This window comes from Pseudomonas sp. S2_F07 (genome assembly GCF_054668325.1).
Genome location: NZ_CP162758.1, coordinates 4,206,294 through 4,232,880 on the forward strand (window position 1 = coordinate 4,206,294; position 26,587 = coordinate 4,232,880).

General features: G+C 60.2%; 21 protein-coding genes and 1 pseudogene. 11 read left to right on the forward strand and 11 right to left on the reverse strand.

Annotation, left to right across the window (positions count from 1 at the left end):
• Positions 1-19: 19 nt before the first annotated feature.
• Both AB4O40_RS19120 and gpmI read right to left on the reverse strand, forming a co-directional pair.
• Positions 20-1,313, reverse strand: a pseudogene (locus tag AB4O40_RS19120) (murein hydrolase activator EnvC family protein).
• Positions 1,314-1,564: 251 nt separating this feature from the next.
• Positions 1,565-3,094, reverse strand: coding sequence for a 2,3-bisphosphoglycerate-independent phosphoglycerate mutase (gene gpmI / locus AB4O40_RS19125; protein WP_409078520.1), 1,530 nt, complete (start codon positions 3,092-3,094; stop codon positions 1,565-1,567).
• A gap of 153 nt (positions 3,095-3,247) precedes the next feature.
• On the opposite strand from gpmI, the gene AB4O40_RS19130 reads away from it, so the two are divergent.
• The 3 genes from AB4O40_RS19130 to secB are packed head-to-tail and all read left to right on the forward strand — an operon-like array spanning position 3,248 to position 4,459.
• Positions 3,248-3,661, forward strand: coding sequence for a rhodanese-like domain-containing protein (locus AB4O40_RS19130; RefSeq protein ID WP_008047735.1), 414 nt, complete (start codon positions 3,248-3,250; stop codon positions 3,659-3,661).
• A 1-nt stretch (position 3,662) separates the two neighbouring features.
• A complete protein-coding gene (gene grxC / locus AB4O40_RS19135; protein WP_008047737.1) occupies positions 3,663-3,917 on the forward strand; it encodes a glutaredoxin 3 in 255 nt (84 codons plus the stop codon).
• A gap of 56 nt (positions 3,918-3,973) precedes the next feature.
• A complete protein-coding gene (gene secB / locus AB4O40_RS19140; protein ID WP_008047739.1) occupies positions 3,974-4,459 on the forward strand; it encodes a protein-export chaperone SecB in 486 nt (161 codons plus the stop codon).
• Positions 4,460-4,620: 161 nt separating this feature from the next.
• Here the strand turns inward: secB and trmL are convergent, their stop codons facing one another.
• The gene (trmL, locus tag AB4O40_RS19145) at positions 4,621-5,076 is read right to left on the reverse strand and encodes a tRNA (uridine(34)/cytosine(34)/5-carboxymethylaminomethyluridine(34)-2'-O)-methyltransferase TrmL (protein WP_056725791.1); all 456 of its coding nucleotides are present in this window, start codon (positions 5,074-5,076) and stop codon (positions 4,621-4,623) included.
• Here trmL and AB4O40_RS19150 point away from each other — a divergent pair.
• Complete coding sequence (locus AB4O40_RS19150) at positions 5,075-5,515, forward strand: hypothetical protein (protein ID WP_056725789.1); 441 nt, start codon at positions 5,075-5,077, stop codon at positions 5,513-5,515. The genes trmL and AB4O40_RS19150 overlap by 2 nt on opposite strands.
• A gap of 536 nt (positions 5,516-6,051) precedes the next feature.
• Here AB4O40_RS19150 and ntrC read toward each other — a convergent pair.
• From ntrC to glnA, 6 genes are all read right to left on the reverse strand, one after another.
• The gene (ntrC, locus tag AB4O40_RS19155; protein WP_056725788.1) at positions 6,052-7,488 is read right to left on the reverse strand and encodes a nitrogen regulation protein NR(I); all 1,437 of its coding nucleotides are present in this window, start codon (positions 7,486-7,488) and stop codon (positions 6,052-6,054) included.
• Positions 7,485-8,570 carry a nitrogen regulation protein NR(II) gene (gene glnL, locus AB4O40_RS19160; RefSeq protein ID WP_056725787.1) on the reverse strand — a complete coding sequence of 362 codons (1,086 nt, stop codon included), beginning with the start codon at positions 8,568-8,570 and terminating at the stop codon, positions 7,485-7,487. Before glnL ends, ntrC begins: the two co-directional genes overlap by 4 nt.
• A 227-nt stretch (positions 8,571-8,797) precedes the next feature.
• Positions 8,798-9,418, reverse strand: a complete 621-nt coding sequence (locus tag AB4O40_RS19165) for a DUF4124 domain-containing protein (RefSeq protein WP_223541781.1) — start codon at positions 9,416-9,418, stop codon at positions 8,798-8,800.
• Positions 9,415-9,930, reverse strand: a complete 516-nt coding sequence (locus AB4O40_RS19170) for a DUF4124 domain-containing protein (RefSeq protein ID WP_056725784.1) — start codon at positions 9,928-9,930, stop codon at positions 9,415-9,417. Before AB4O40_RS19170 ends, AB4O40_RS19165 begins: the two co-directional genes overlap by 4 nt.
• 25 nt (positions 9,931-9,955) lie before the next feature.
• The gene (locus tag AB4O40_RS19175) at positions 9,956-10,378 is read right to left on the reverse strand and encodes a cupin domain-containing protein (protein WP_056725783.1); all 423 of its coding nucleotides are present in this window, start codon (positions 10,376-10,378) and stop codon (positions 9,956-9,958) included.
• Between the two features lie 178 nt (positions 10,379-10,556).
• Positions 10,557-11,963, reverse strand: coding sequence for a type I glutamate--ammonia ligase (gene glnA, locus AB4O40_RS19180; RefSeq protein ID WP_008002929.1), 1,407 nt, complete (start codon positions 11,961-11,963; stop codon positions 10,557-10,559).
• 328 nt (positions 11,964-12,291) lie between these two features.
• Between glnA and thiI the strand changes: the two genes are divergently transcribed.
• Both thiI and typA read left to right on the forward strand, forming a co-directional pair.
• Positions 12,292-13,746, forward strand: coding sequence for a tRNA uracil 4-sulfurtransferase ThiI (thiI, locus tag AB4O40_RS19185; RefSeq protein WP_056725781.1), 1,455 nt, complete (start codon positions 12,292-12,294; stop codon positions 13,744-13,746).
• A 139-nt stretch (positions 13,747-13,885) separates the two neighbouring features.
• Complete coding sequence (gene typA / locus AB4O40_RS19190) at positions 13,886-15,706, forward strand: translational GTPase TypA (RefSeq protein ID WP_007989225.1); 1,821 nt, start codon at positions 13,886-13,888, stop codon at positions 15,704-15,706.
• Between the two features lie 159 nt (positions 15,707-15,865).
• Here typA and AB4O40_RS19195 read toward each other — a convergent pair whose 3' ends face one another.
• Positions 15,866-16,306, reverse strand: a complete 441-nt coding sequence (locus AB4O40_RS19195; RefSeq protein ID WP_056725779.1) for a YkgJ family cysteine cluster protein — start codon at positions 16,304-16,306, stop codon at positions 15,866-15,868.
• Between the two features lie 256 nt (positions 16,307-16,562).
• On the opposite strand from AB4O40_RS19195, the gene AB4O40_RS19200 reads away from it, so the two are divergent.
• The 5 genes from AB4O40_RS19200 (at position 16,563) to AB4O40_RS19220 (ending at position 25,581) form a co-directional block, all read left to right on the forward strand.
• Positions 16,563-19,013, forward strand: a complete 2,451-nt coding sequence (locus tag AB4O40_RS19200) for a glycogen/starch/alpha-glucan phosphorylase (RefSeq protein WP_460053645.1) — start codon at positions 16,563-16,565, stop codon at positions 19,011-19,013.
• Positions 19,014-19,184: 171 nt separating this feature from the next.
• The gene (locus AB4O40_RS19205) at positions 19,185-22,391 is read left to right on the forward strand and encodes a DUF2339 domain-containing protein (protein ID WP_460053643.1); all 3,207 of its coding nucleotides are present in this window, start codon (positions 19,185-19,187) and stop codon (positions 22,389-22,391) included.
• Positions 22,388-23,761, forward strand: coding sequence for a DUF3999 domain-containing protein (locus AB4O40_RS19210; protein WP_460053642.1), 1,374 nt, complete (start codon positions 22,388-22,390; stop codon positions 23,759-23,761). Before AB4O40_RS19205 ends, AB4O40_RS19210 begins: the two co-directional genes overlap by 4 nt.
• Before the next feature lie 203 nt (positions 23,762-23,964).
• On the forward strand, positions 23,965-24,975 hold the full coding sequence (locus tag AB4O40_RS19215) for a class 1 fructose-bisphosphatase (RefSeq protein ID WP_007975526.1): 1,011 nt from the start codon (positions 23,965-23,967) through the stop codon (positions 24,973-24,975).
• Between the two features lie 3 nt (positions 24,976-24,978).
• A complete protein-coding gene (locus tag AB4O40_RS19220; protein ID WP_460053640.1) occupies positions 24,979-25,581 on the forward strand; it encodes a DUF924 family protein in 603 nt (200 codons plus the stop codon).
• Between the two features lie 136 nt (positions 25,582-25,717).
• On the opposite strand, the gene AB4O40_RS19225 is transcribed toward AB4O40_RS19220, so the two are convergent.
• The gene (locus tag AB4O40_RS19225) at positions 25,718-26,482 is read right to left on the reverse strand and encodes a methyl-accepting chemotaxis protein (RefSeq protein ID WP_460058086.1); all 765 of its coding nucleotides are present in this window, start codon (positions 26,480-26,482) and stop codon (positions 25,718-25,720) included.
• Positions 26,483-26,587 lie beyond the last annotated feature (105 nt).

A 26,587-nucleotide genomic window follows, 5' to 3' on the forward strand; every position in this document is an offset into this window, starting at 1 on the left:
CCTGAATTAGGTAACGCACTTATCCTTGCGCGCGGCACCATTGCGCCGGATCACTCGGGTGACCCTGCTGACGAATCGCGAAATACAATGCCGGTGTATCTTGTCCGCCACTGCTACCCACAGTGGAGATGGACTCACCGGCTTTTACCACGTCACCCGCAGACTTGAGCAGCGTCTGGTTGTGACCATAAAGACTCAAAAAGCCGTTGCCGTGGTCGAGGATCACCAGCAACCCGGCGCCTCGCAGCCAGTCGGCAAACACTACGCGACCACCATGCACCGCATGCACGGTGCTGCCGGCAGACGCGCTGATCATCACGCCATCCCACTTGGTCCGGGCATCGTCGCCACGGCTTTCACCGTAGCGCGCCAGCAGTCGACCATCGACAGGCCAGGGAAGTTTGCCGCGGGTTGACGCAAACGGGCCGCCAAAAGTCTCGCCGGAACTGGAAACCAGAGCGCCAGGCGTTGATCTGACCGGTTTGCGTGGGGCGTCGTCGCTGGCATCTGCCTGCGCCTGGGCCTCACGTAAACGCTTTTTTTCGGCTTCCTGCTGGGCAATCAGCGCTTTTTGCCGCGCTTCTTCTGCCTCACGAGCCTGGCGCGCCAGGGTTTCTTCAATGGTTTTAAGGACTTTAGACAGGTCTGCCTGATCCTGCTCGCGTGCCGCCAGTTTCTGATCGCGAGCCTTTACGTCGTCATTGAGTTTGGCCAGGACTTGCTGGCGCTCCTTGCGGACTTTCTCGAGCTCGTCACGCTGGGTGTCGAGGCTGCTTTGCTGCACCAGCAATTGCGCCTGCTGCATGGCGATGTCTTTCTCGACATTGGACAGTTGGCGCAGGGTCTCGTTGAAATTCTTCAACTGCTCCAGGCGAGCCTGGCTCAGGTAGTCGTAATAGGTGAGGGTACGAGCGAATCTTTCCGGATTCTGCTGGTTGAGCAGCAGCTTGAGGTATTCCTGGCGACCGTTCTGGTAGGCCGCCCGGGCCTGGATGGCGATCAATCGCTGTTGTTCAATACGCGCGCTCTGGAGTTTTTTTCTCTGCATCGAGGCGCTGCAGCTCGGCTTCGCTTTTCTTCAGCTCTTTTTGCAGGGCATCGACCTGCTTCTCGAGCTTGCCCATTTCGGTTTCGGTACCCTTGAGCTCTTTCTGCACACCGGACTTTTCTTCCTGCAACTTGCCCAGCAGCTTCTTCAGCTCGGCAATGTCCTGACGCGTGGCGTCCAACTGTTGTTGGGTATCTGCGCGCTCGTCAGCAAAGGCCGGTTGGAGCAGGCAAGTCAGAGCTAGGGCTATCAGGACGCGGAGCATAGGGGCGGGCGGCACCAGGGAAAGGGACGGCCTAGTATGCCCGCCATGGGCGGCAAAAAAAATGCCCATTTCTGACTGTGTGATGACTGGAGCAAGCGACAGACTGAATTCCATTTCGAAAACTCCATAAACCACTGTGGAAGCGGGCTTGCTCGCGATGGCGTCCGATCATTCAACATAGATGTTGGCTGTCAGATTGCTATCGCGAGCAAGCTCGCTCCCACAGGTTTTGTGGCGTTTTGGAGATCCGGTCAGACCAGAATCGAAGTCCCGGTCATTTCCGCCGGTTGCTCAAGGCCCAGCAACTTGAGCATGGTCGGCGCCACGTCCGCCAGAACGCCGCCCTCGCGGACCTTCAGGTCGCGCTTGCCGACATAGATGAACGGTACCGGCTCGGTGGTGTGCGCAGTGTGCGCCTGGCCGGTGGTTTCATCGGACATTTGCTCGACGTTGCCATGGTCAGCGGTGATCAAGGCTTCGCCGCCGACTTTTTCCAGGGCATCGACGATGCGACCCACGCACTGGTCCAGGCACTCAACGGCCTTGACCGCCGCTTCGAACACGCCGCTGTGGCCGACCATGTCGCCGTTGGCGTAGTTGACCACGATCACGTCGTAACGCTGGTTTTCGATGGCGTCGACGATGCGGTCGGTGACTTCCGGTGCGCTCATTTCCGGTTGCAAGTCATAGGTGGCGACTTTCGGCGAGGGGATCAGGATGCGTTCTTCGCCCGGGAACGGTTCTTCGCGGCCGCCGGAGAAGAAGAAGGTCACGTGGGCGTATTTTTCGGTTTCAGCGATGCGCAGTTGGGTCTTGCCGTTTTTCGCCAGGTAGTCGCCCAGCACGTTTTCCAGGCTGCCGGCGGCGAAAGCCGAGGGCGCGGGGATGCTGGCGGCATATTGGGTCAGCATGACGAAACCGGCCAGTTTCGGCTGGCGGGCACGCTCGAACTCACTGAAGTTGTCTTCGACGAACACGCGGGTCAGCTCGCGGGCACGGTCGGCGCGGAAGTTCATGAACACCACGGCATCGCCGTCTTCGACTTTTACCGGCTCACCGATGGAGGTGGCCTTGACGAATTCGTCGCTCTCGCCACGCTCGTAGGCCGCTTGCAGGCCTTCCTGGGCGGTGGCGGCGTTGAATTCGCCCTGGCCATCGACAATTAGGTTGTAGGCCTGGGACACGCGGTCCCAACGGTTGTCGCGGTCCATGGCGTAGTAGCGGCCGATGATGCTGGCGATCCGGCCCTTGCCCAGGGCCTGGAAGGTCGCGTCCAGCAGCTCGATCGACGACTGCGCGCTTTTCGGCGGGGTGTCGCGGCCGTCGAGGAAGGCGTGCAGGTAGATGTTTTGTGCGCCGCGCTTGAAGGCCAGTTCGGCCATGGCGACCAGGTGATCCTGGTGGCTGTGCACGCCGCCATCGGACAGCAGACCCATGAAATGCACGGCTTTGCCGGCGGCGACGGCTTTGTCCACCGCAGCGCAGATGGTCGGGTTCTCGAAGAACTCGCCGTCACGGATCGATTTGGTCACGCGAGTGAAATCCTGATACACCACGCGGCCGGCGCCCAGGTTCATGTGGCCGACTTCGGAGTTGCCCATCTGGCCATCCGGCAGGCCGACGTCCATGCCGCTGCCCGAGATCAGGCCGTTCGGCACGGTGGCCCACAGACGATCCAGTACAGGCTTCTTCGCCGCGAAAATGGCGTTGGATTCGGGATTGTCGCTGTGACCGAAGCCGTCGAGAATCATCAGGACCAAAGGTTTAGGCGTGGTAGTCATGGAATCCACTCGTGGCTGAGGTAAAAGGGGTAATGGAAAAAGGGAGTCGCAGTTTAAAGCGAAGTTCCGGCCGCGTCACCGCCGGACGGGGTTTGGCCCACCATAGTGGCTGTGTATACTGGCCGACATTTTAACGCCCTGGAACCTCCTTCGATGGTTGCTAACCTGATTCAATTTGCCACTAACCACTACATTCTCGTCGGTATCTTCGTCGTACTGCTGGCGTTGCTGATTGCCTATCAAATGCAGGGCGGCGGCCGTAGCCTGAGCACCGGCGAACTGACCGGGCTGGTCAACAAGGACGCAGGCGTGGTAATCGACATTCGTCCGACCAAGGATTTCGCCGCCGGTCACATTGTCGGCGCGCTGAACATTCCCCAGGACAAACTGACCGCCCGCGTTGGTGAGCTGGAAAAGCACAAGGCCAAGACCATCATCCTGGTCGACGCCATGGGCCAGACCGCTGGCACCCACGCCCGCGAACTGATGAAATCCGGCTTCACCGCCGCCAAGCTGTCCGGCGGTATCTCCAGCTGGAAAGCCGACAATCTGCCGCTGGTGAAGTGATATGAGCAGCGTCGTCGTCTATTCCAGCGATTACTGCCCTTACTGCTCGCGAGCCAAGTACCTGCTCGAGAACAAAGGCGTGGCCTTCGAAGAGATCAAGGTCGATGGCAAGCCGCAGGTGCGCGCTGCGATGGCCCAGAAGGCCGGGCGTACGTCCGTGCCGCAAATCTGGATCGGCAGCACACACGTGGGCGGATGTGATGATCTGTTTGCCCTGGAGCGCGCCGGCAAGCTCGACGCGCTGCTCAGGGCCTGACGGCAATATCCCAAACAAGCAAACCTAAAAGAACCCTGGATCAAGAAGGATCTGCGATGACTGACCAACAGAACACTGCTGCGAACGAAGAAGAAACTGCACCGCAATTCTCCTTGCAGCGCATTTATGTGCGTGACCTGTCCTTCGAAGCTCCGAAAAGCCCGGCGATCTTCCGCCAGCAGTGGGAGCCGAGCGTCGGTCTGGATCTGAACACCCGTCAGAAGACGCTGGAAGCTGACTTTCACGAGGTCGTGCTGACCCTGTCGGTTACCGTGAAAAACGGTGACGAAGTGGCGTTCATCGCTGAAGTGCAACAGGCCGGTATCTTCCTGATCAAGAATCTGGACGACGCCTCGATGAGCCACACCCTGGGTGCGTTCTGCCCGAACATCCTGTTCCCGTACGCTCGCGAAACCCTGGACAGCCTGGTGACCCGCGGTTCGTTCCCGGCACTGATGCTGGCTCCGGTGAACTTCGATGCGCTGTACGCGCAAGAGCTGCAACGCATGCAGGCTGCTGGCGAGACTCCGACCGTTCAGTAAAAGCTTCGTTTGCTCCATGAAAAAAGCGCCTCCGAAGGCGCTTTTTTCATGGAGCAAACGAAACCTTCGAGTAGGAGCTGCCGAAGGCTGCGATCTTTTGATCTTGAAAATCAAAATCAAAAGATCGCAGCCTTCGGCAGCTCCTACATTGGGTCATGGTGTTACTTGAAGTCGTTCTGACGCCAGGCTTCGTACACGGCCACTGCCACGGTATTGGACAGGTTCAGGCTGCGGCAGCCCTCGCGCATCGGCAGGCGCAGGCGTTGCTCGCTCGGCAGGGCGTCTAGCACCTCGGCGGGCAAGCCCCGGCTTTCCGGGCCGAACAGGAACGCGTCGCCCGGGACGAAGCTGGCATCGTGGAACGGCCGCGAACCCTTGGTGGTGAAGGCGAACAGTCGTGGATGGCCGAGGCTCTCCAGGCAGCTGGCAAGGTCCGCGTGGCGTTGCAGGGTGGCATACTCGTGGTAGTCGAGGCCGGCCCGGCGCAGGCGCTTGTCGTCCATCTCGAAACCCAGCGGTTCGATCAAATGCAGGTGGCAGCCACTGTTGGCGCACAGCCTGATAACGTTGCCGGTATTCGGCGGAATTTCTGGTTGGAAAAGGATGACGTGAAACATGCACGGCTCCGAAGGCAAAGATGACGCGCATTCTACGCCGCCAGAAGGCGTGCGTTCGAAACTATTCCTGCGGGTAATGGGCTCGCTGGCGATTGTCGGGGTGATGGTCGGGATGATGATCGGTCGCCTGACCACGCCGGACCCCAGTCAGTTGCAGCAGGTGGAAGTGACGAACGACGGGCTGGTGGTGTGGTTCAACAATGAGCCCAAGACCCACGGCGAGATGGTTGATGGCAGTGTTGCGCTACTGTTTGGCGCCGAGGGCAAGGCGCAGAAAGGTCAGCTCAAGCTCGGTGGCAAGGACGTGAACTGGCGGGTACGTTTGAGCGATGGGGGGTTGTTGCTGACACTGGTGGCGGCCCGGCCTCTGCAGGGCCAATGGGCCGGTAGCGAGGTCGATGACCGCTGGCGGCTGGAGATCCATCTCCGGGAGCAATAAAAGAGGGAATCCCCGGCCTGCCTGTACCAAGGTTCCCGAAACGGGAGGCTCGTCGCGAGTGCGGTGTGAGCCTGGTGTAAAGAAGGAACCCCTGACCTGCCTGTATCAAGGGCCCCAAAACTGCGGGGCTCGTCGCGGGTGCGGTGTGAGCCCGATGTAAAGAGGGGAATCCCCGGCCTGCCTGTACCAAGGTCCCCGAAACCGGGTGGGTGAACTGATTCACCTGAAAGGGTTGTTGCAGGGGGCGTGCCAGTTTTCACAAAGAGAAACAAAAAATCGCTTTGAAGCGCTGAAAGCCCCGGAATTCGGGGCTTTCGTGTTTTTTCGAAAGGGATTCGGTTGCGAAAGCAGGCGGGGATTCGAAGCTGTTTTTGTGCGCGATTGCGGTTCACGGTGCATTGCGGCGGTGCATGGGGCGTTGTTATCGGCCAAAAAAGATCGCAGCCTTCGGCAGCTCCTACTGGGTCTTGCGTACGACTGTAGGAGCTGCCGGAGGCTGCGATCTTTTCGCTTGCGACTAAACTCGAAAGCCAGATTTAACCCTCATCCCCCTCATCATCATCCCCGCCATCAACCTTCATCCCCAATTCCTTGATCTTGCGGGTCAGGGTGTTGCGTCCCCAGCCCAGCAAGACGGCGGCATCGCGGCGGCGACCGGCGGTGTGCTTGAGGGCGGTCTCGATCATGATCCGCTCGAAGGCTGGTACAGCGCTGTCGAGCAGGCTCGACTGACCACGGGCCAGTGCCTGGTCAGCCCACTGGCGCAGGGCCTGTTCCCAGTTGGTGACCGGTGCCGAGTCCTGCGGCAGGCTCAGCAGTTCCGGCGGCAGGTCGCCGATGTGCACTTCGCGACCCGAAGCCATCACCGTGATCCAGCGGCAGGTGTTCTCCAACTGACGCACGTTGCCGGGCCACGGCAGGTTCTTCAGGTATTCCTCGGTTTCACTTTTCAGCAGCTTAGGCTCGACCGCCAGTTCCTGGGCGGCGCGGCCGAGGAAGTGCTTGGCCAGGGTCGGGATGTCTTCGCGACGATCCGACAGGCGCGGGATATGGATGCGGATCACATTGAGGCGGTGGAACAAGTCCTCTCGGAATTTCCCGGCGTGCACCAGGGTTTCCAGATTCTGGTGAGTCGCAGCGATGATGCGCACATCGACCTTCACCGGCACATGACCACCGACGCGGTAGAACTCGCCATCGGCCAGTACCCGCAGCAAGCGGGTCTGGGTGTCGGCGGGCATGTCACCGATCTCGTCGAGGAACAGCGTACCGCCATCGGCTTGTTCGAAACGCCCGCGACGCAGGTTGGCGGCGCCCGTGAATGCGCCTTTCTCATGGCCGAACAGTTCGGATTCCATCAGGTCCTTGGGGATCGCCGCCATGTTCAGCGCAATGAATGGCGAAGCGGCGCGCGGGCTGTGACGGTGCAGCGCGTGGGCCACCAGCTCCTTGCCGGTACCCGATTCACCATTGATCAGCACGGTGATGTTGGAGTGGCTCAAGCGCCCGATGGCGCGAAACACTTCCTGCATCGCCGGCGCTTCGCCGATGATTTCCGGGGTGCGGGTCAGGGTCGGGGGCACTTCCAGGCCCTGTTGTTCCTGAGCGTGCTGGTTGGCGCGCTTGACCAGGGAAACCGCTTCGTCGACATCGAACGGCTTGGGCAGGTACTCGAAGGCGCCGCCCTGATAGGACGCGACAGCGCTGTCCAGATCGGAGTGCGCGGTCATGATGATCACTGGGAGCCGTGGGTGCTGTTCGCGAATCCGCGCCAGAAGGTCCAGGCCACTGGCGCCGGGCATGCGGATGTCGGAGATGATCACGTCCGGCTGCTGGCGCGCCAGGCGGCTCATCACGCCATCGGCGCTGTCGAAGCTTTGCGTGGTCATGCCTTCCTGTTGCAAGGCTTTTTCCAGGACCCAACGGATAGAACGGTCGTCATCGACGATCCACACGGTTTCACTACGGCTCATGTCGATGTGGCTCCTTGTTCCAGTGGCAGAAAGATCGAGAAGGTGGTGTGGCCGGGGTGGCTGTCACATTCGATCAGGCCCTGGTGCTGGCTGATGATGTTCTGGGTAATGGCCAGGCCCAGCCCGGTACCGTCCGGACGACCGCTGACCATGGGGAAGAAAATGGTTTCCTGAAGTTCTGCCGGGATGCCCGGACCGTTGTCGATGATCTCGATCTTGGTCACCAGGCGATGGCGTACGTGGCCGATGGTGAACTGGCGCATCGCGCGGGTGCGCAGGCTGATGCGACCCAGGCGCAGTTCGTTCTGGCTGCTGATGGCCTGCATGGCGTTGCGCACGATGTTCAGCACGGCCTGAATCATTTGCTCGCGGTCGATCAGGACGTCGGGAATGCTTGGATCGTAGTCGCGCACCAAGGTGATGCAGCCCTGGCTTTCGGCCTCCACCAGATGGCAGACACGCTCAAGCACTTCGTGGATGTTGCACATGGCCAGCGACGGCAGCTTGTTGGAGCCGAGCATGCGGTCCACCAGGTTACGCAGGCGGTCGGCTTCTTCGATGATGACGTTGGTGTAGTCGCGCAGGCTTTCTTCCGGCAGTTCCCGGGCCAGCAATTGTGCCGCGCCGCGTATCCCGCCCAGGGGGTTCTTGATTTCATGGGCAAGGCCGCGCACCAGCATCTTGCTGGTTTCCTGTTTCGACAGCTGTGCTTCTTCCTTGGTGATCCGCAGCAGGCGGTCACGGGGGTGGACTTCGAGCAGCAGCATGGTGTCGCCGTTGCTCAGGATCGGCGTTACCGCGTAGTCGACGGTCAGGGTCTGGCCGGTGAGGGCGGTGAGCATCGCTTCGCGCTTGGTGAACGGGTGCGCTTGCTCGACGGCCTGGCGCAACGAGTTCAGCGCCTCGGTCGATTCGGTAAACAACTCACTGATGAACTGTCCATGGCTGCGCTGACCGCTGATGGCCAGCAGCATCTCCGCCGCCGGGTTCATGTACTCGAGGCGCAGTTCGGCGTCGAGCAGGATGGTGGCAGTGGTGAGGTTGTCGAGTAGCAAACGGTGGAGCGCGTCGCTAATGGTCATCGGGACCTCTTTTAGGGCAGAGCATGCGCAAAAAAACGCTGGTACGGGCAAAATGCAAAAACCAAACCAAGGCTCCGAAAAGAAGCGCTCAAGGCCTGAAACAGGCGTTTGACGCTCGTTTGCGTGGCGTTCTGCCAGCTTTCGCGGGTACTTTCGAACCAAAATGGGTTGGAATGTGAGTGCGGTGCAAGCTATTGCACCAATATAGTGCGCAAACCTGAATGAGGTTAGAAAAGTCTCAGGAAAGGATTTTTTTCTTCGCCAGGTTTGTCGCTGAGCGGGCATTCCGGCCGCTGGCCGTAGTCTTCGAGGACACAGGGTTTGATTCTGCGCTTCTGGGCGAGAGACGTGCGCTGCATGTGGAAAGGCTGGCTGGCGGTGCGTTCGACGATGCGTCCCTGTTCGTCGAGGATTTCCACGGACAGGGTATGGCTGCCGCGATCGATGTTGCTCAAGGCGAACACCGGGCTCAGGCCGGGGTCGGCGGTGGGCTGGCCGTCGAGCAGCAACCGGTAACGGTGGCCGGGTTGCAGGGCGGGTTCGTTGGTGGCGCTGATGATGACTTCGCCGGTGTTGCTACGGATGGTTGCGTCGGGTTCCGGGATCAGGATGCGCAGCACCTCATAGTGGAACAGCGCTTGTACTTCGGGGCTGCTCTGGGCAAGCGATGGCGCTGCACTGGTGGGAGTGGCCGCTATTCGATTGCTCGTTATCAGTGGTACGCGCCTGGCGTCGCCGGGTTTGGGCTGGTCGGTGAAAACCCGATTGCCCTGAGCATCGAGATACATGAAGACCTCTGCCGAGGCGGGCAGGGCGATCAGGCAGGCGATCAGTAACCAGGCCTTCAAGGCTTGTGCACCCGCTGTACGGTGAATGTCACCGCCGGGCTCTGCTGCACAACATTTTCGCCATCGATCACTTGTACGGCGAGACGGTGTTCGCCGCGATCGATGTTCACCAGTTGCAGGGTCGGTACATTGCCTGGCTCGCCGTAGGGTTGACCGTCCAGCAGCAGGCGCAACAGGTGAGGGCGTTGCAGGTGCGGTTTGATCAGTACGTTTATCGTGAAGGTGCCATTGTTGGCGCGTAACGCTTCTGTGGTGGGCAGGCCGGTGAGTTCCAGTTTTTCGTAGGCGCCGTGGATTGGCTCGGGGATATTGCCTGCCTGAGGTTGCGCAAGATCGCCGGGTGGTTGGCGTTCGATGCTGTTGAGTGGTGGCAGATCCACCGCCCGGGCTTCAACGCCATCGGGCGGTTGATTGCTGTAGGCGGTATTACCGGCAGCATCGGTGTATCTGTAGATTTGGGCCATCACAGGAAAAATGAAGGACAGCAGTAGAAGGAGTAAAAGTGGCCGCATTCGGACTTCCTGTGTGAAGCAAGGACTACTCCGCCAATGGAATGCCTTCGCTGCCAGCATAGAACACAACAAGTTCTACCGGTTCATCGCCGGTGACGCCGCGATGGGTGATGTTGACCATTTCGGCCAGCGCTTCGCCTGGTTTGATACGCCGGGTCTGGCCGCTGTTCCTGTCTTCGACTATCAGCTCGCCAGAGAGGATGTAAGCCGCGTTGGGAATCGGATGAGTGTGCCAGGGGAGTTTGCTATTGGCAGGGATCGTGAGTTTGAGCACGGTCAGTTCGGGCGCGGCGTCCGGGTAGCGAATGTAAGGTGTGTTATCCCACGACTTGCTGCTTTGCAGCAGGATTTCCCGTTTGATTTCTGTCGGCTGGGGGATTGTGTTGCAGCCCAGGAGGGCGAAGGTGGTGAGAGCGGCCAGTAGCGTCTTGAGTGGGAAGGTTTTCATCATTCCATCCGTTGATTGCAGGTAGTGAGCAGGCTACGAGTCATTCAAGTTGGTTGATGCCGGACGATGCCGTGTGTGCCCGAGGAGATGTCGGGTTTCATTGTCGGAAGTTGCCCACAAAAAAGGCCTCCCGAAGGAGGCCTCTTTTTGTCACGCCGCGTGTTGCGACGCTACCGGATCAGCAGCTGTAGTACAGCTCGTATTCCAGTGGGTGTACGAAGGTACGTACCTTGATTTCTTCTTCGCTTTTCAGGGCGATGTAAGCGTCGATGAAGTCGTCGCTGAAAACGCCGCCTTTGGTCAGGAACGCACGACCTTTGTCCAGCTCTTCCAGGGCTTCTTTCAGGCTGCCGCAAACTTGTGGGATCTCTTTGGCCTCTTCAGGCGGCAGGTCATACAGGTTTTTGTCAGCAGCGTCGCCAGGGTGGATCTTGTTCTGGATGCCGTCCAGGCCAGCCATCAGCAGTGCGGCGAAGCACAGGTACGGGTTGGCAGCCGGATCCGGGAAGCGTGCTTCGATACGGCGGGCTTTCGGGCTCGACACGTAAGGAATACGGATCGAAGCGGAGCGGTTGCGAGCCGAGTAGGCCAGCATCACTGGAGCTTCGAAGCCTGGAACCAGACGCTTGTAGGAGTTGGTTGCCGGGTTGGTGAAGCCGTTCAGGGCCTTACCGTGCTTGATGATGCCGCCGATGAAGTACAGGGCGGTGTCGGACAGGCCGGCATAGCCTTCGCCTGCGAAGGTGTTCTTGCCATCTTTCCAGATGGACATGTGTACGTGCATACCCGAGCCGTTGTCGCCGTACAGAGGCTTAGGCATGAAGGTCGCGGTACGGCCGTAGGCATCGGCAACGTTGTGCACGACGTACTTCAGGGTTTGGGTTTCGTCGGCTTTCTTCACCAGGGTGTTGAACTTGACGCCGATTTCGTTCTGGCCGGCAGTCGCCACTTCGTGGTGGTGAACTTCGACGGTCAGGCCCATTTCTTCCAGTGCGTTGCACATGGAGGTACGGATTTCGTGGTCATGGTCGAACGGCGGAACCGGGAAGTAGCCGCCTTTGACGCCTGGACGGTGGCCTTTGTTGCCGCCTTCGATGTCCTGGTCGGACATCCACGAACCTTGTTCGGAGTAGATCTTGAACATGGAGCCGGAAATGTCGGACTTGAACTTCACCTGGTCGAAGATGAAGAACTCTGGCTCTGGACCTGCGTATACGGTGTCACCGATAGCGGTGGCTTTCAGGTGCTCTTCGGCGCGCTTGGCGATCGCACGTGGGTCGCGGTCGTAGCCTTGCATGCTCGAAGGTTCGATGATGTCGCAGACCAGGATCAGGGTCGGTTCTTCGGTGAACGGATCCAGGACGGCGGTGGAGTCGTCCGGCATCAGGATCATGTCGGAGGCTTCGATGCCTTTCCAGCCAGCGATGGAGGAACCGTCGAACATTTTGCCGACTTCGAAGAAGTCGTCATCCAGCGCATCGCGAGCCGGCATGGTCACGTGGTGCTGAGTGCCTTTGGTGTCCGTGAAGCGCAGATCAATCCACTTGACGTCATGATCTTTGATGAGTTGAACCGACTTCGACATAGTGTCCTCCGGGTGGCTTCGGGCTAGTAGTGGATGCCCTTAAATGTGGGTGATGCCGGCGCGAATACTCTGCCAAGGCAACCTGCCTCACAAGGGAGCAAATTGCATGCCAGTGCCCCAGCATGGGTTTTTTGCCCCAAAAACACGCTTGCGGGGGCATATTGCGCTTTAAAGCAGAAAATCTCGCCCTGTAATGTGGCGCCGCTTCCTACAAATGACCTGTTTTGGTGCGCGCGAAACCTTCTGCACATTAACTGGTTAAACCTTGAGCAATTTCCGCTATAATCCGCGCCCCCCTTTTTCGGCAGGCCATGCGCGCGCTGTTTCCATGAAATTAATCGTAAAAGTCTTCCCCGAGATCACCATCAAGAGCCGCCCGGTACGGATGCGTTTCATCCGTCAATTGGCCAAGAACATCCGTGCCGTGCTCCGCGATCTGGACCCGGCCGTGGTGGTGAACGGCGTGTGGGACAACCTCGAGCTGGAAACCCGTGTCAGCGACCCAAAGGCCTTGAAGGAGATGGGCGAACGCCTGAGCTGCATGCCGGGCATCGCGCATTTCCTGCAAATCGATGAGTACCCGCTGGGCGATTTCGACGACATCGTTGAAAAGTGCAAGCAGCACTACGGTGATGCACTGGCCGGCAAGATCTTCTCGGTACGTTGCAAGCGCGCCGGCAAGCACCCGTTCAGCTCGATCGATATCGAAAAATATGTCGGCAGCCAGTTGCGCCGTCAGTGTGGTGCCGCCGGGATCGACCTGAAAAAGCCGGAAATCGAAGTCCGGATCGAAGTTCGCGACCAACGGTTGTTCGTGATCCACAGCCAGCACAACGGCATCGGCGGATATCCGCTGGGCGCGCTGGAGCAGACCCTGGTGCTGATGTCCGGTGGCTTCGACTCCACCGTGGCGGCCTACCAGATCATGCGCCGCGGCCTGATGGCGCATTTCTGCTTCTTCAATCTGGGCGGACGTGCCCACGAACTGGGCGTCATGGAAGTCGCGCATTTCATCTGGAAGAAGTACGGCAGCTCCCAGCGCGTGCTATTTGTCAGTGTGCCGTTCGAAGAAGTGCTGGGCGAAATTCTCGGCAAAGTCGATAACAGTCATATGGGCGTAGTATTGAAGCGTATGATGTTGCGCGCTTCGTCCCAAATTGCCGATCGACTGCACATCGACGCACTGGTCACCGGTGAGGCGATCTCCCAGGTGTCGAGCCAGACGTTGCCGAACCTGTCAGTGATCGACTGCGTGACCGACAAACTGGTCCTGCGCCCACTGATCGTCGCGCACAAGCAGGACATTATCGACACGGCCAACGAAATCGGCACCGCCGATTTCGCCCGGCACATGCCGGAATACTGCGGCGTCATCTCGGTCAATCCGAAGACCGCGGCCAAGCGCCATCGCGTCGAGCATGAAGAGAAAGAATTCGATATGGCGGTACTCGAGCGTGCGCTCGAAAACGCCAAGCTGGTGCCGATCGATCGCGTGATCGATGAACTGGGCCAGGATTTGCAGATTGAAGAAGTCAGCGAAGCGCTGGCCGGTCAGATCGTCATCGACATCCGTCACCCGGATGCCGCTGAAGACGACCCGCTGGACCTCGCTGGCATCGAGGTACAAACGATGCCGTTTTATGCAGTTAACGCTCGTTTCAAGGAACTGGACCCTACTCGCCAGTACCTGCTGTATTGCGACAAAGGCGTGATGAGTCGCCTGCATGCCCACCATTTGCTCAGTGAGGGGCATGCCAATGTGCGCGTTTATCGACCGAGCTAAGTGCCCGGGGCTGTTTGCCTGTGGCCTGCGTCACCGGCCCCCCGATGCCACCGTCAAGCTGTAACGGCTTTCACGGACGCTACTGTTAATCGCTGCCAAGACTTGTCAGCACACCGAATCCTCTGATCGAGATACACAAGTGATCGAAAATCTACGCAACATCGCCATCATTGCCCACGTTGACCATGGTAAGACCACCCTGGTAGACAAACTCCTGCGTCAATCCGGCACCCTGGAGCGCAACGAGCTCAACGACGAGCGCGTGATGGACTCCAACGACCAGGAAAAAGAGCGCGGTATTACCATCCTGGCGAAAAACACCGCCATCAACTGGAACGGCTACCACATCAACATCGTGGACACCCCGGGCCACGCCGACTTCGGCGGCGAAGTTGAGCGCGTAATGTCGATGGTCGACTCCGTTCTGCTGCTGGTTGACGCTCAAGACGGCCCTATGCCGCAAACCCGTTTCGTGACCAAGAAGGCTTTCGAAGCCGGCCTGCGTCCGATCGTGTGCATCAACAAGGTTGACCGTCCAGGCGCGCGTCCGGACTGGGTTCTGGACCAGATCTTCGACCTGTTCGACAACCTGGGTGCCACCGAAGAACAGCTGGACTTCAAAGTCGTCTACGCCTCGGCCCTGAACGGTATTGCCGGTCTGGACCACACCGAAATGGCTGAAGACATGACCCCGCTGTACCAGTCGATCGTCGACAACGTACCGGCGCCGGCTGTTGACCGTGAAGGTCCGTTCCAGATGCAGATCTCCGCACTGGACTACAACAGCTTCCTGGGTGTTATCGGTGTTGGCCGTATCGCTCGTGGTCGCGTCAAGCCGAACACCCCGGTTGTCGCTATCGGCGCCGACGGCAAGAAGCGTAACGGTCGTATCCTGAAGCTGATGGGTCACCACGGTCTGCACCGTGTGGACGTTGAAGAAGCTGCTGCAGGCGACATCGTATGCATCAGCGGTATGGACTCGCTGTTCATCTCCGACACCCTGTGCCACCCGGACACCGTTGAAGCGATGAAGCCGTTGACCGTCGACGAGCCAACCGTTTCCATGACCTTCCAGGTAAACGATTCGCCATTCTGCGGTAAAGAAGGCAAGTTCGTGACTTCCCGTAACATCAAGGAACGTCTGGACAAAGAGCTGCTGTACAACGTTGCACTGCGCGTTGAAGAAGGCGACTCGGCTGACAAGTTCAAGGTTTCCGGCCGTGGCGAACTGCACCTCTCGGTACTGATCGAAACCATGCGTCGCGAAGGCTTCGAAATGGCTGTAGGCCGTCCGGAAGTGATCATCCGTCTGGTTGACGGCGTGAAGCACGAACCGTTCGAAAACGTCACCATCGACCTGCCGGAAGAATCCCAGGGCAAGGTGATGGAAGAGATGGGCCTGCGTAAGGGCGACCTGACCAACATGGTGCCGGATGGCAAGGGTCGTGTACGTCTGGAATACAACATCCCTGCTCGTGGTCTGATCGGTTTCCGTAACCAGTTCCTGACCCTGACCAACGGTGCTGGCATCCTGACCTCGATCTTCGACCGTTACGACGTGATGAAGTCCGGCGACATGTCCGGCCGTCAGAACGGCGTTCTGGTTTCGGTTGAAACCGGCAAGGCACTGACCTACTCCCTGGAAACCCTGCAGGCGCGTGGCAAGCTGTTCGTAGAACACGGTCAGGAAATCTACAACGGTCAGATCGTTGGTCTGAACAGCCGTGACAACGACCTGGGCGTCAACCCTACCAAGGGCAAGAAGCTCGACAACATGCGTGCTTCGGGTAAAGACGAAACCATCGCCCTGGTTCCACCTGTTCGCTTCACCCTGGAACAGGCTCTGGAATTCATCCAGGACGACGAGCTGTGTGAAGTGACTCCTAAGTCCATCCGTCTTCGCAAGAAGATCCTGGACGAAAGCGAGCGTACCCGCGCTGCCAAGAAAGCCAAGGCATAAGATTTAGCCCGGCTTAACGAAAACGCCCCCGGTCGAAAGGCCGGGGGCGTTTTTGTTTGTCTGAAGCCATAAAAAAGATCGCAGCCTTCGGCAGCTCCTACAAAAGCACAGTCGTGCGCATTTCTGTAGGAGCTGCCGAAGGCTGCGATCTTTTCAGGCTTAAAACTTTTCCAAAGTCCGGCGGCTGCTGCTCTCGCGCTCCACTTCCTTGGGCTTGTACGCACAATACCCCGGCCGCGGGCCGATTTTCGGGTGATTGCGGCAAGTATCCGGGCGCTTTTCATAAATAGTGCACAGACGGCTCTTACGATCCAGGTAGTAGCAATCGTTGTTGCTCATGCGCTGGAGGGTGAAGATTCCTGACTTCTGGTTGAAACGCTCGACCAAACCTTCCTTTTGCAGGCGTTTGGCGATGTTCTTCGGCGGGTCACCCAGCTCGAATTCATCGACTACGCCGATACGGACCAGATCCTTGATCTTGACCTCGACCGGCAGGGTGCAGCAGCTGGACATGCACGAGCCGCACATCGGGGCGGAGTACTTGGCCCAGGTATCGAGTCGGTCGATCTCCGCGGCGGCGATCAGGTTCGGCTTCATCATCGGTTGTTACCAGCGTGTGCATCAGGGCGCGCGATCATACCGGGACTGGTGGATTTTTGAACAACCTTTCGCCAGTTTTTTTCACGGACGGCGCAAACAACCGGAAAATAGGCACGAGCCCTGCATTGATTCAGGCACAAGACAACGCAATGTCGATCCAGCTCGCATTCAAAGGAAAAACTGCCGAACCAGAGCCTCTACCGCCTGTCAGACCGACTAGGCTCAGACAACTCCAAGCTCGCTCGAGGTCCTATCGATGACTCAAGAACCACTTGTTCGCGAAGCAGAGGTGGCCGCATTCCGCGACGCCGTCTTGACCAAACTCACTTATGCAGTGGGTAAAGACCCGGATCACGCCTTCGACCACGATTGGTTCGAAGCCATTGCACTGGCCGCGCGGGATCACATGGTCGAGCACTGGATGGACCACACGCGGCAGATCTACCGCAAAGGCCAGAAGCGCGTTTATTACCTCTCCCTGGAGTTTCTCATCGGCCGGCTGCTCTTCGACAGCCTGAGCAACCTCGGCCTGCTCGACGTGGCCCGCGAAGCCCTGACCGAACTCGGCGTCGACCTTGAGCGCATTCGCTTGCTGGAGCCCGATGCGGCCCTGGGCAACGGCGGCCTCGGGCGTCTGGCAGCGTGTTTTCTGGAAAGCATGTCGACCCTCGGCATCGCCGGTCATGGCTACGGTATTCGTTACGAACACGGCTTGTTCCGCCAGGCTATCGTTGATGGCTGGCAACAGGAGCAGACCGAACACTGGCTGGATTTCGGCAACCCCTGGGAGTTCGAGCGCCCGGAGGTGGTTTACCCGATCGGCTTCGGCGGCGGTGTCGAGACCGTGACCGATGACAGCGGCAAGTCCAGGCAAGTCTGGCACCCGGCGGAAACCGTACGGGCCATTGCGTATGACACGCCGGTGGTCGGTTGGCGCGGGGCAAGCGTCAACACGCTGCGTTTGTGGCGCGCCCGGGCCATGGAAGATCTGCATCTGGAGCGTTTCAACGCCGGCGACCACCTGGGCGCCGTGGCCGAAGTGGCCCGGGCCGAAAGCATCTCCCGGGTGCTGTACCCGGCGGACAGCACCGAGGCCGGCCAGGAATTGCGCCTGCGCCAGGAGTATTTCTTCGTTGCCGCCTCGTTGCAGGATTTGCTGCGCCGCCATCGCAACATGCACACCTCGGTGCTGACCCTGGGCGATCACGCTTCGATCCAGCTCAACGACACTCACCCCTCGATTGCCGTGGCTGAGCTGATGCGGCAACTGGTCGACGTCTATGACGTGGCATGGGACGCGGCGTGGCAGATCACCGTCGATACGCTGTCCTACACCAACCACACATTGCTCCCCGAAGCGCTGGAAACCTGGCCGGTAGGTTTGATGGAACGCATGTTGCCGCGGCACATGCAGATCATTTACCTGATCAACGCCCAGCACATCGATTCCCTGCGGGCCAAAGGCATCCACGATTTCGATGTGCTGCGCGCGGTATCGCTGATCGAGGAAGACAACGGTCGCCGGGTACGCATGGGCAACCTGGCGTTTCTCGGCTCCCACAGCATCAACGGTGTGTCCGGGTTGCACACGCAACTGATGCGTCAAACGGTGTTCTCCGAACTGCACAAGCTCTACCCGGAGCGGATCAACAACAAAACCAACGGCATCACTTTCCGCCGCTGGCTGTATCAGGCCAATCCCGAGCTGACCTCGATGCTGGTCGATACCCTCGGCCCCGAAGTGCTGGATAACCCGGAAGAGCGTTTGCGCGCCCTCGAACCGTTCGCCGAGAAAAGTGCATTCCGCAAGGCGTTTGCCGAGCAACGCCTGCACAGCAAGAAAGCCCTGGCGTACCTGATTCATGAGCGGTTGGGTGTGGCGGTCAACCCGGCGGCGATGTTCGACGTGCAGGTCAAGCGGATTCACGAATACAAGCGCCAGTTGCTCAACCTGATGCACACCGTGGCGTTGTACCAGGCGATTCGCGCGGAACCTGAAATCGACTGGGTACCACGGGTGAAGATCTTCGCCGGCAAGGCGGCCGCCAGTTATCACCAGGCCAAACTGATCATCAAGCTGACCAACGACATCGCCCGGGTGGTGAACAACGACCCGACCGTGCGCGGCTTGCTAAAAGTGGTGTTCCTGCCCAACTACAACGTCAGCCTGGCGGAGAGCATCATTCCGGCGGCGGATTTGTCCGAGCAGATCTCCACCGCCGGGTTCGAAGCGTCAGGCACCAGCAACATGAAATTCGGCCTGAACGGCGCGCTGACCATCGGCACCCTGGACGGGGCCAACGTGGAAATGTGCGACCGCATTGGCGCCGAGCACATGTTCATCTTCGGCCTCAGCGCGCAGCAGGTGGAGGCGCGCAAGCAGAACCATGAGTTCAGCGCGGTGCCGGATATCGCCGCGTCCCATCGTCTGAATGATGTGCTGCAGGCGATTCGTGGCGGGGTGTTCTCGCCGGATGATCCGTCCCGTTATGCCGGGTTGATCGATTCGCTGGTGGACTACGACCGCTTCCTGGTCTGCGCCGACTTCGATTCCTACTGGCACGCCCAGATGCGCGTCGAAGCCCATTGGCACGATTCGAAGGAGTGGTGGCGTTCAGCCGTGTTGAGCACGGCGCGGATGGGCTGGTTCTCCTCGGACCGGACCATTCGCGAGTACGCCACGGAAATCTGGAAGGCACTGGAGTAAGTCTTCAGACCGGCGGATATACTGGCGCGCCGGAAAAGATCGCAGCCTTCGGCAGCTCCTACAGGATCGCGTAATACCGCGACTATGTAGGAGCTGCCGAAGGCTGCGATCTTTATGGATACGGCTGAGCTAATCTTTCCGGATTGGCCAATGCGCTTAGGGATATCGACCATGCAATGGATGTTCATGCTGATAGGGCTGGTGCTCGGCTGGATACTTGACGAGTCATTCAGCGATGCGCTGCTGGGCGCGTTACTCGGATTGGGTATCGGCCAGGCCCTTCGCTTGGCTCGCATGGACTCGCAGGCCGTCGAGCAGCTGCGTTTGCTGGAGCAGGCCCAGGTCGCGCTGCACGCGGTCGAGCAACGGCTGGCGCTGCTCGAGGCATCGGGCGTCAAGGCGCCGCAAGCCCGCGAACCATTTGCCTCACCTGAAACCATCCTTGATGAAGTACCTGTCGCAGCCCCGGATTTGCTCTGGGAGCTACCGCCCGAACTCGAGCCGGTAGCCGTCGCAGCCAGCGAAACCAAGCGTTTGCAGCCTGTCGATGCCTGGAGGTCCGAGCCGTCCGCTCGCGAACCACAGCCACCCGTCACCCCGCGTGGCCCGAACTTCATCGATCGTGCCATCAGCCGTGCCCGCGCCTGGTTGTTCGGCGGCAATACCGTGTTGCGGGTCGGCGTGGTGCTGCTGTTCCTCGGCCTGGCCTTTCTGCTGCGCTATGCCACCGAAGGCGTGGTGGTGCCGGTTGAGTTGCGTTACGCAGGTGTTGCGGCGGCGGCCTTGGGGCTGCTCGGGCTGGGTTGGTGGTTGCGAGCGCGCAACAACAGTTATGCGTTGATCCTGCAAGGTGCCGGGATCGCCGTGCTGTACCTGACGGTGTTTGCCGCGATGCGCCTGCATCCGCTGCTCGATCCCTCGGCCGGGTTTGGCCTGCTGGTGGCGGTGACGGCATGTTCGGCGATTCTCGCCATTACCCAGGACTCCCTGGGGCTGGCCGCCGCTGCCGCACTGGGTGGATTCGCCGCGCCGCTGCTGGCCTCCACCGGTGCCGGTAGCCACGTCGCACTGTTCAGCTATTTTGCCCTGCTCAACGCCGGCATCTTCGCCATCGCCTGGTTCAAGGCCTGGCGGCTGTTGAATGTCATCGGGTTCAGCGGCACCTTCGGTATCGGTTTCGCCTGGGGCCTGCGCTCCTACTCGCCGGAGCAGTTGTGGAGTACCGAGCCGTTCCTGATTCTGTTTTTCCTGATGTACCTGGCCATTGGTCTGCTGTTCGCCCGGCGCAGGCTGCTGGAAATGAGCGATGCACCGGCAGAGGGCAGTCGCGAATCGCTGCTGCAGTGGTCGGCGGGCAAGGGCAACTACGTCGACGGCACGCTGCTGTTCGGTCCGCCGCTGGTGGGTTTCGGTTTGCAGTTTGCATTGGTGCAGCATCTGGAGTTCGCGGCGGCGTTCAGTGCCTTGGCGCTGGGCATGATTTACATGGGGCTGGCCCGTTGGCTGATGGCCGGGCGCACGCTGTTGCTGGGGGAAACCTGCCTGGCCCTGGGTGTGATCTTCGCCAGCCTGGCGATTCCGCTGGGGCTCGATGCACGCTGGACGACGGCGGCGTGGGCGGTGGAAGGCGCGGGGATCTTCTGGCTCGGTCTGCGCCAGCAAAGGCCCGTGGCCCGGGCCTTTGCCTTACTCCTGCAACTGGGGTCGGCGCTGGCGTTTCTCAGCGAACTGCACGACAGCGAGAGCAGCCTGCTCGGCGGTGTACCGCTGGGCGCGTTGTTGCTGGGCGTCGCGCTGCTGTTCAGCTTCTACCAATTGCGTAAAGCCCTGCGGGAACAGATCAGGCCTTGGGAACTGAAAGGTCTGCCAATCCTGGCGTGCCTCGGGCTGTCGTTTCTCTATTTGCTGGCGCCGTTGTTTTTCTTCAGCCACGGCACGGTGATCAGTTGGGCCCTGGCCGGGGCGCTGACGTTGTTGGTTGGCTTGCGCCTGCCATCGCGCACCTTCGTGTTCAGCGCGCTCGCTGTGCAACTGTTGGGTGGCGCGTTGTTCCTGGCGACGGGGCCGCTGTTCAGTGAAGAGCTGAACCCCTTGGCTCATGCCGGATTCTGGGCGCCGCTGGTGTTGGGGCTGGCGGCGATGGTCGGGGCCTGGCGTTTGCAGATTGGTCATTCGCTTGGAGTATTCGAAGGGCTGAGCCTGTTGCGATTGTCCCAGGCGTTGCTGGTGTGGGGCGCAGGCTGGTGGGCGTTGGCCTGGGTCATCGAAGTGCTGCATTTTGCGCCGTTGCCGATGCGGGCGCCTTTGTTGTTGGGCATCGCGGCCGTGAGTGTGGCCCTGTGGACGGTAGTGGCGCTGCGCCTGAAATGGCCATCTCTTGGGGCACTCGGCACGGTGTTGATTCCCGCAGCGGCACTGGTGCTGCTCGCGGCCTGGCACTCGCGTTATCACCCGGCAGCCAACGTCGGCTGGCTGGCGTGGGCCGCCGTGTTCGTGGTGCATTTCATGTCCCTGCGACGCCTGGCGCCCATGCTGCCGGCGCGCGCGACGAGCGTCGCCCATGTGCTCGGCTGTTGGTTGTTGATGGGGGTGCTGGCTCTGGAGTTGCGTTACGGCTTGCTGGTGTTGTCCGAGCAATACAACGCCTGGCGCTGGTTGGGTTGGGCGATTCTGCCCAGTCTGTACCTGGTGCTGATGGCGGCACCTCGCGCGTGGCCGTGGCCGGTGTCGGCGTATCCGCGCGAATACCGTGTATACGCCGCCGCGCCGTTGGCGTTGTTGATGCTCGGCTGGTTCTGGCTGGCGAATGTCGCCAGTGACGGCAACGCCGAGCCACTGCCTTACGTGCCATTGATCAACCCGCTGGAACTGGGCCTGTTGTTGGCGCTGTTCGGCGTCTATGTCTGGTCCCGCAGCGCCATGACACAACTGGCGGTCCGCGAGGATTACGCCGCCATCGCCACGCAAGGGGTCGCAGGTGCCTCGCTGTTCGTGTTCTTTACTGCGTTGGTGATGCGTACGGCACACCATTGGAGTGGGGTGCCGTTCGAGCTGGATCTGTTGCTGGCGTCGATGCGGGTGCAAGCCGGCCTGTCCATCGTCTGGACCTTGATGGCCCTGAGCCTGATGATCGGCGGCCATTTGCTTCGCCGCCGTGAAGTCTGGTTGATCGGCGCGGCCTTGATCGGCGTGGTCGTGGCCAAGCTGTTCTTTGTCGAATTGAGTAACCGCGGCGGGCTGGCGCGGATCGTGTCGTTTATCGGTGTCGGTGTATTGCTGCTGGTGGTGGGCTATTTCGCCCCGCTGCCGCCCAAGCGTGCCGAAGCTGAGCCGGATAACGAGAAACCGGTCCCGGAATCCGAAGGAGTGTCGTCTTGAGTCAGAAGCTTAACCTGGGTTGGCTGGGGGCTGTCGCCATGGGTGTGGTGTTATCGGCGGTTGCCCAGGAAAAACCGGCGGACTTCGCCACTCAAGTGCCTTTGTCGGTGACGGGCGAAGGCCCCTGGTATCGACTTGAACTGCCTCTGAACGTACAGCTGAATGCACGGCAGACGGACCTGAGCGACGTGCGTGTGTTCAACGCCGTGGGCGAAGTTCAGGCTTATGCCTTGGCCCGGGAGTCGGCGCGGAGCAATGAAACCCGCACCTTGAACGAGGTGAAATGGTTTCCGTTGTACAGCTCGTTGGACGCCACTGAAACCGCGCCGAGTGTGCGGGTGCAATCGAACACCAACGGCACGTTGGTCCAGGTGCAGCCCTCCAGTCAGCTGGAGGCAGGCGAGGAGGAGTTGCGCGGCTGGTTGCTCGACGCATCGTCTATCAAGGCACCGTTGCAGCAGTTGGTTCTCGACTGGATCAGCGAGCGCGACGGATTCCAGCGTTTCACCATCGAAGCCAGCGATGATTTGCAGCATTGGCAGTCCTGGGGCGAAGGGCAGGTGGCGCGCCTGACCTTTTCCGACGAGCGGGTCGAACAGCATGAAGTCAACCTGCCGGGCCAGTCGGCACGCTACCTGCGGTTGCTGTGGATCACCCCGCATTCGGCGCCGACACTGACTTCGGCGCAACTGCAAAGCGCCAATATCCGCAGCCTGCCGCTGCCGTTGGTCTGGTCCCAGGCGTTAGCCGGCAGCAGCGTGAAGGCGGGCGAGTACACCTGGCAGCTGCCGATGGGGCTGAATGTCGAGCGGGTGCAGGTCGAGTTGAGCCAGCCCAACAGCCTGGCGCCAGTGAGCCTGGCCGGCCGGCGCGACAGCAGCCTGCCATGGCAGTCGTTGGGCGGCGGTTTGCTCTATCGCCTGACCCAGGACGGTCAGGACGTGGTGCAAAACCAATTGCAGCTGTCAGGGCAAATCGTCCAGCAATTGAAACTGACCGTGGATGAACGCGGCGGTGGCCTGGGTGATCAGGCGCCGACGCTGAAGTTTGCCGTGCGCGCCACGCAACTGGTGTTCCTGGCGCGTGGGCCGGGGCCTTACACGCTGGTCGTGGGGAATTCGACGGCGAAGGCGGCGAACTTGCCGCTGTCGACGCTGATTCCGGATTACAGCCCGGCAAAACTCGCGACCCTGGGCCGGGCCAAGGTGGATGTCGGGGCGGTGGTCTCGAATGCGGCGACAGAGAAAAGGCTGGCGACGACGGACACCCAGTGGAAGACATTCGGCTTGTGGGCGGTGTTGTTGCTCAGTGTCCTGTTCCTGGCAGCGATGGCGTTCAGCCTGCTACGCAAACCGCCAGCCAAATCCTGAAGAAGGCTGGCGAATGCGTTCGCCCGGTCAATGAAAATACCGAAATGACCGCAGTTCTCAGGCTCTCATCCAGCCCATTTCCAACTACGCTCATCCCCGCGCATGAACTCTCTTCGGCCGATCACGTCTGATAGGAGGAAATGCGCCCCGACTCGCGTTAAACTGCGCGGGTTTTTAGCCCCCCCATTCCTCCGGAGCCTTCCATGTCCCGCGTTACCTTGAGTCGCTATTTGATTGAGCAGACCCGCAGCAACAACACTCCTGCCGATCTGCGCTTCCTGATCGAAGTGGTGGCGCGTGCCTGCAAGGAGATCAACCACGCCGTGTCCAAAGGCGCCCTGGGTGGTGTTCTGGGCAGCATGGGCACTGAAAACGTCCAGGGCGAAGTGCAGAAGAAGCTCGACGTGATCTCCAACGAGATTCTGCTCGAAGCCAACGAATGGGGTGGTCACCTGGCCGGCATGGCGTCCGAAGAAATGGACAACGCCTACCAGATCCCGGGCAAATACCCGAAAGGCGCGTACCTGCTGGTATTCGACCCACTGGACGGTTCGTCGAACATCGACATCAACGCCCCGGTCGGCACCATCTTCTCGGTACTGCGTTGCCCGAACGAATACCTGAGCCAGAACGAGCCCTTGAATGAAAAGGCCTTCCTGCAGCCAGGTACACAGCAAGTGGCCGCCGGTTACGCGATCTACGGTCCGCAGACCATGCTGATCCTGACCCTGGGCGACGGCGTGAAAGGCTTTACCCTGGACCGTGAAATGGGCAGCTTCGTACTGACCCACGAAAACATCACCATTCCTGAAGCCACCCAGGAATTCGCCATCAACGCGTCCAACCAGCGTCACTGGGAAGCACCGGTACAGCGCTACGTCAGCGAATTGCTGGCAGGCGATGAAGGCCCGCTGAAAAAGAACTACAACATGCGCTGGGTTGCCGCGATGGTCGCCGACGTGCACCGCATCCTGACCCGCGGCGGTCTGTTCATGTACCCACGCGACAGCCGCGAGCCGTCGAAGCCGGGCAAACTGCGCCTGATGTACGAAGCCAACCCGATGTCGTTCCTGGTCGAACAAGCGGGCGGCGCGTCCACCGACGGCCATCAGCGCATCCTCGACATCCAGCCGGAAGGCCTGCACCAGCGTGTTGCGGTGTTCCTCGGTTCGAAAGAAGAAGTTGCCCGCGTCACGGCTTACCACAAGGAGTAAACCATGACCGCGCCCTGGCAGCCGTTGCTTGATTGGTGGTTCGGAAACTCCGGGTCAGCGAGGGAAGTGGCGGCGCAGAAGGGCAGGTTGTGGTTTGGCAAGCGCGACAGCCAGGACCTTGAAGCGCGCGAGCGTTTTGGGGACTTGGCCGAGCAGGCACTGGCCGGCGGATTGACCGAGTGGATGCAACGTCCCGAAGGTTGGCTGGCCCTGGTGCTGTTGCTCGATCAAATCCCGCGAATGATCTTTCGCGATACTCCAAAAGCATTCTCCGGCGATTCCCGCGCACAGAAACTCGTGGCCCAAGGCATTGCGGCGGATTTCGATCGGCAGTTGCAGCCGATTCAGCGGGTGTTCATCTATTTGGTGTTCGAGCACAGCGAAAACCTTGCGGTGCTGAATGAAGGTGTCTCGCGTTACATCGAATTGGTGGCGCAGCAGCCGGAGGTCGATCGGGCGTTGTTCGCCGATTATCTGGACTTTGCCGAGCGGCATCAGAGGGTGATTGCGCAGTTTGGGCGGTTTCCGCATCGCAATGCGGTGTTGGGAAGGGAATCGACGGCTGAGGAAATTGAGTTTCTTTCGGGGCCCGGGTCTCGGTTCTAATTTTTTCGTCGCTGCTGATGCCGTCTTCGCGAGCAAGCCCGCTCCCACAGTGGATCTTGGTCGTACACAAAGTTTGTGTCCACTGAAGATCAACTGTGGGAGCGGGCTTGCCCGCGAAGGGGCCGGTGAGCGCGCCTTAGATCCTGAAACTTCCGACTAGCTGCTTCAAACGCGCCGCTTGCTGCTCTAGATCGGCACACGCACGCAAGGTCGACTGCAGGTTCTCCACACCTTCCTGGTTCAGTGTGTTGATCTCGGTGATGTCGACGTTGATCGACTCCACCACGGCCGTCTGTTCTTCAGTGGCGGTGGCGACCGACTGGTTCATGCCATCGATCTCCCCGATGCGCAGGGTCACGCTCCCCAGTCGCTCGCCCGCCTGGTTGGCGATGCCGACGCTGCTTTCGCTCTGGCGCTGGCTGTCGGTCATGATGCCCACCGCTGCCCGGGCGCCGACTTGCAGCTCTTCGATCATCGTCTGCACTTGTTGCGCCGAGTCCTGGGTGCGGTGAGCGAGGTTGCGCACCTCGTCGGCAACCACCGCGAAACCACGGCCGGCCTCACCGGCTCGCGCCGCTTCAATCGCCGCGTTCAGTGCCAGCAGGTTGGTCTGCTGGGAGATGCTGGTAATCACTTCCAGGATCTGCCCGATGTTGACCGTGTTGCTGTTGAGGGTCTCGATGTTGCCGCACGAATCGCTGATCTTGGCCGACAGTTGCTGCATCGCAGCGATGGTTTTATCCACTACCTGTTGGCCGTCTTCGGCCAGGCTGCGGGCATCGCTGGAATGTTGCGAGGCGAGGGCGGCGTTTTGGGCGATTTCCTGGGCGGCGGCACCGAGCTGGTTGATCGCCGCGGCCACGCTGTTGGTGCGCGAGGCTTGCTGGTCGGAGTTGAACATCGACGAGTTGGAAGCGGCCACCACCCGCAGCGCCACTTCGTTGACCTGGCCGGTGGCTGAGGATACTTCGATGATCGAGGTGTGAATGCGTTCGACGAAACGGTT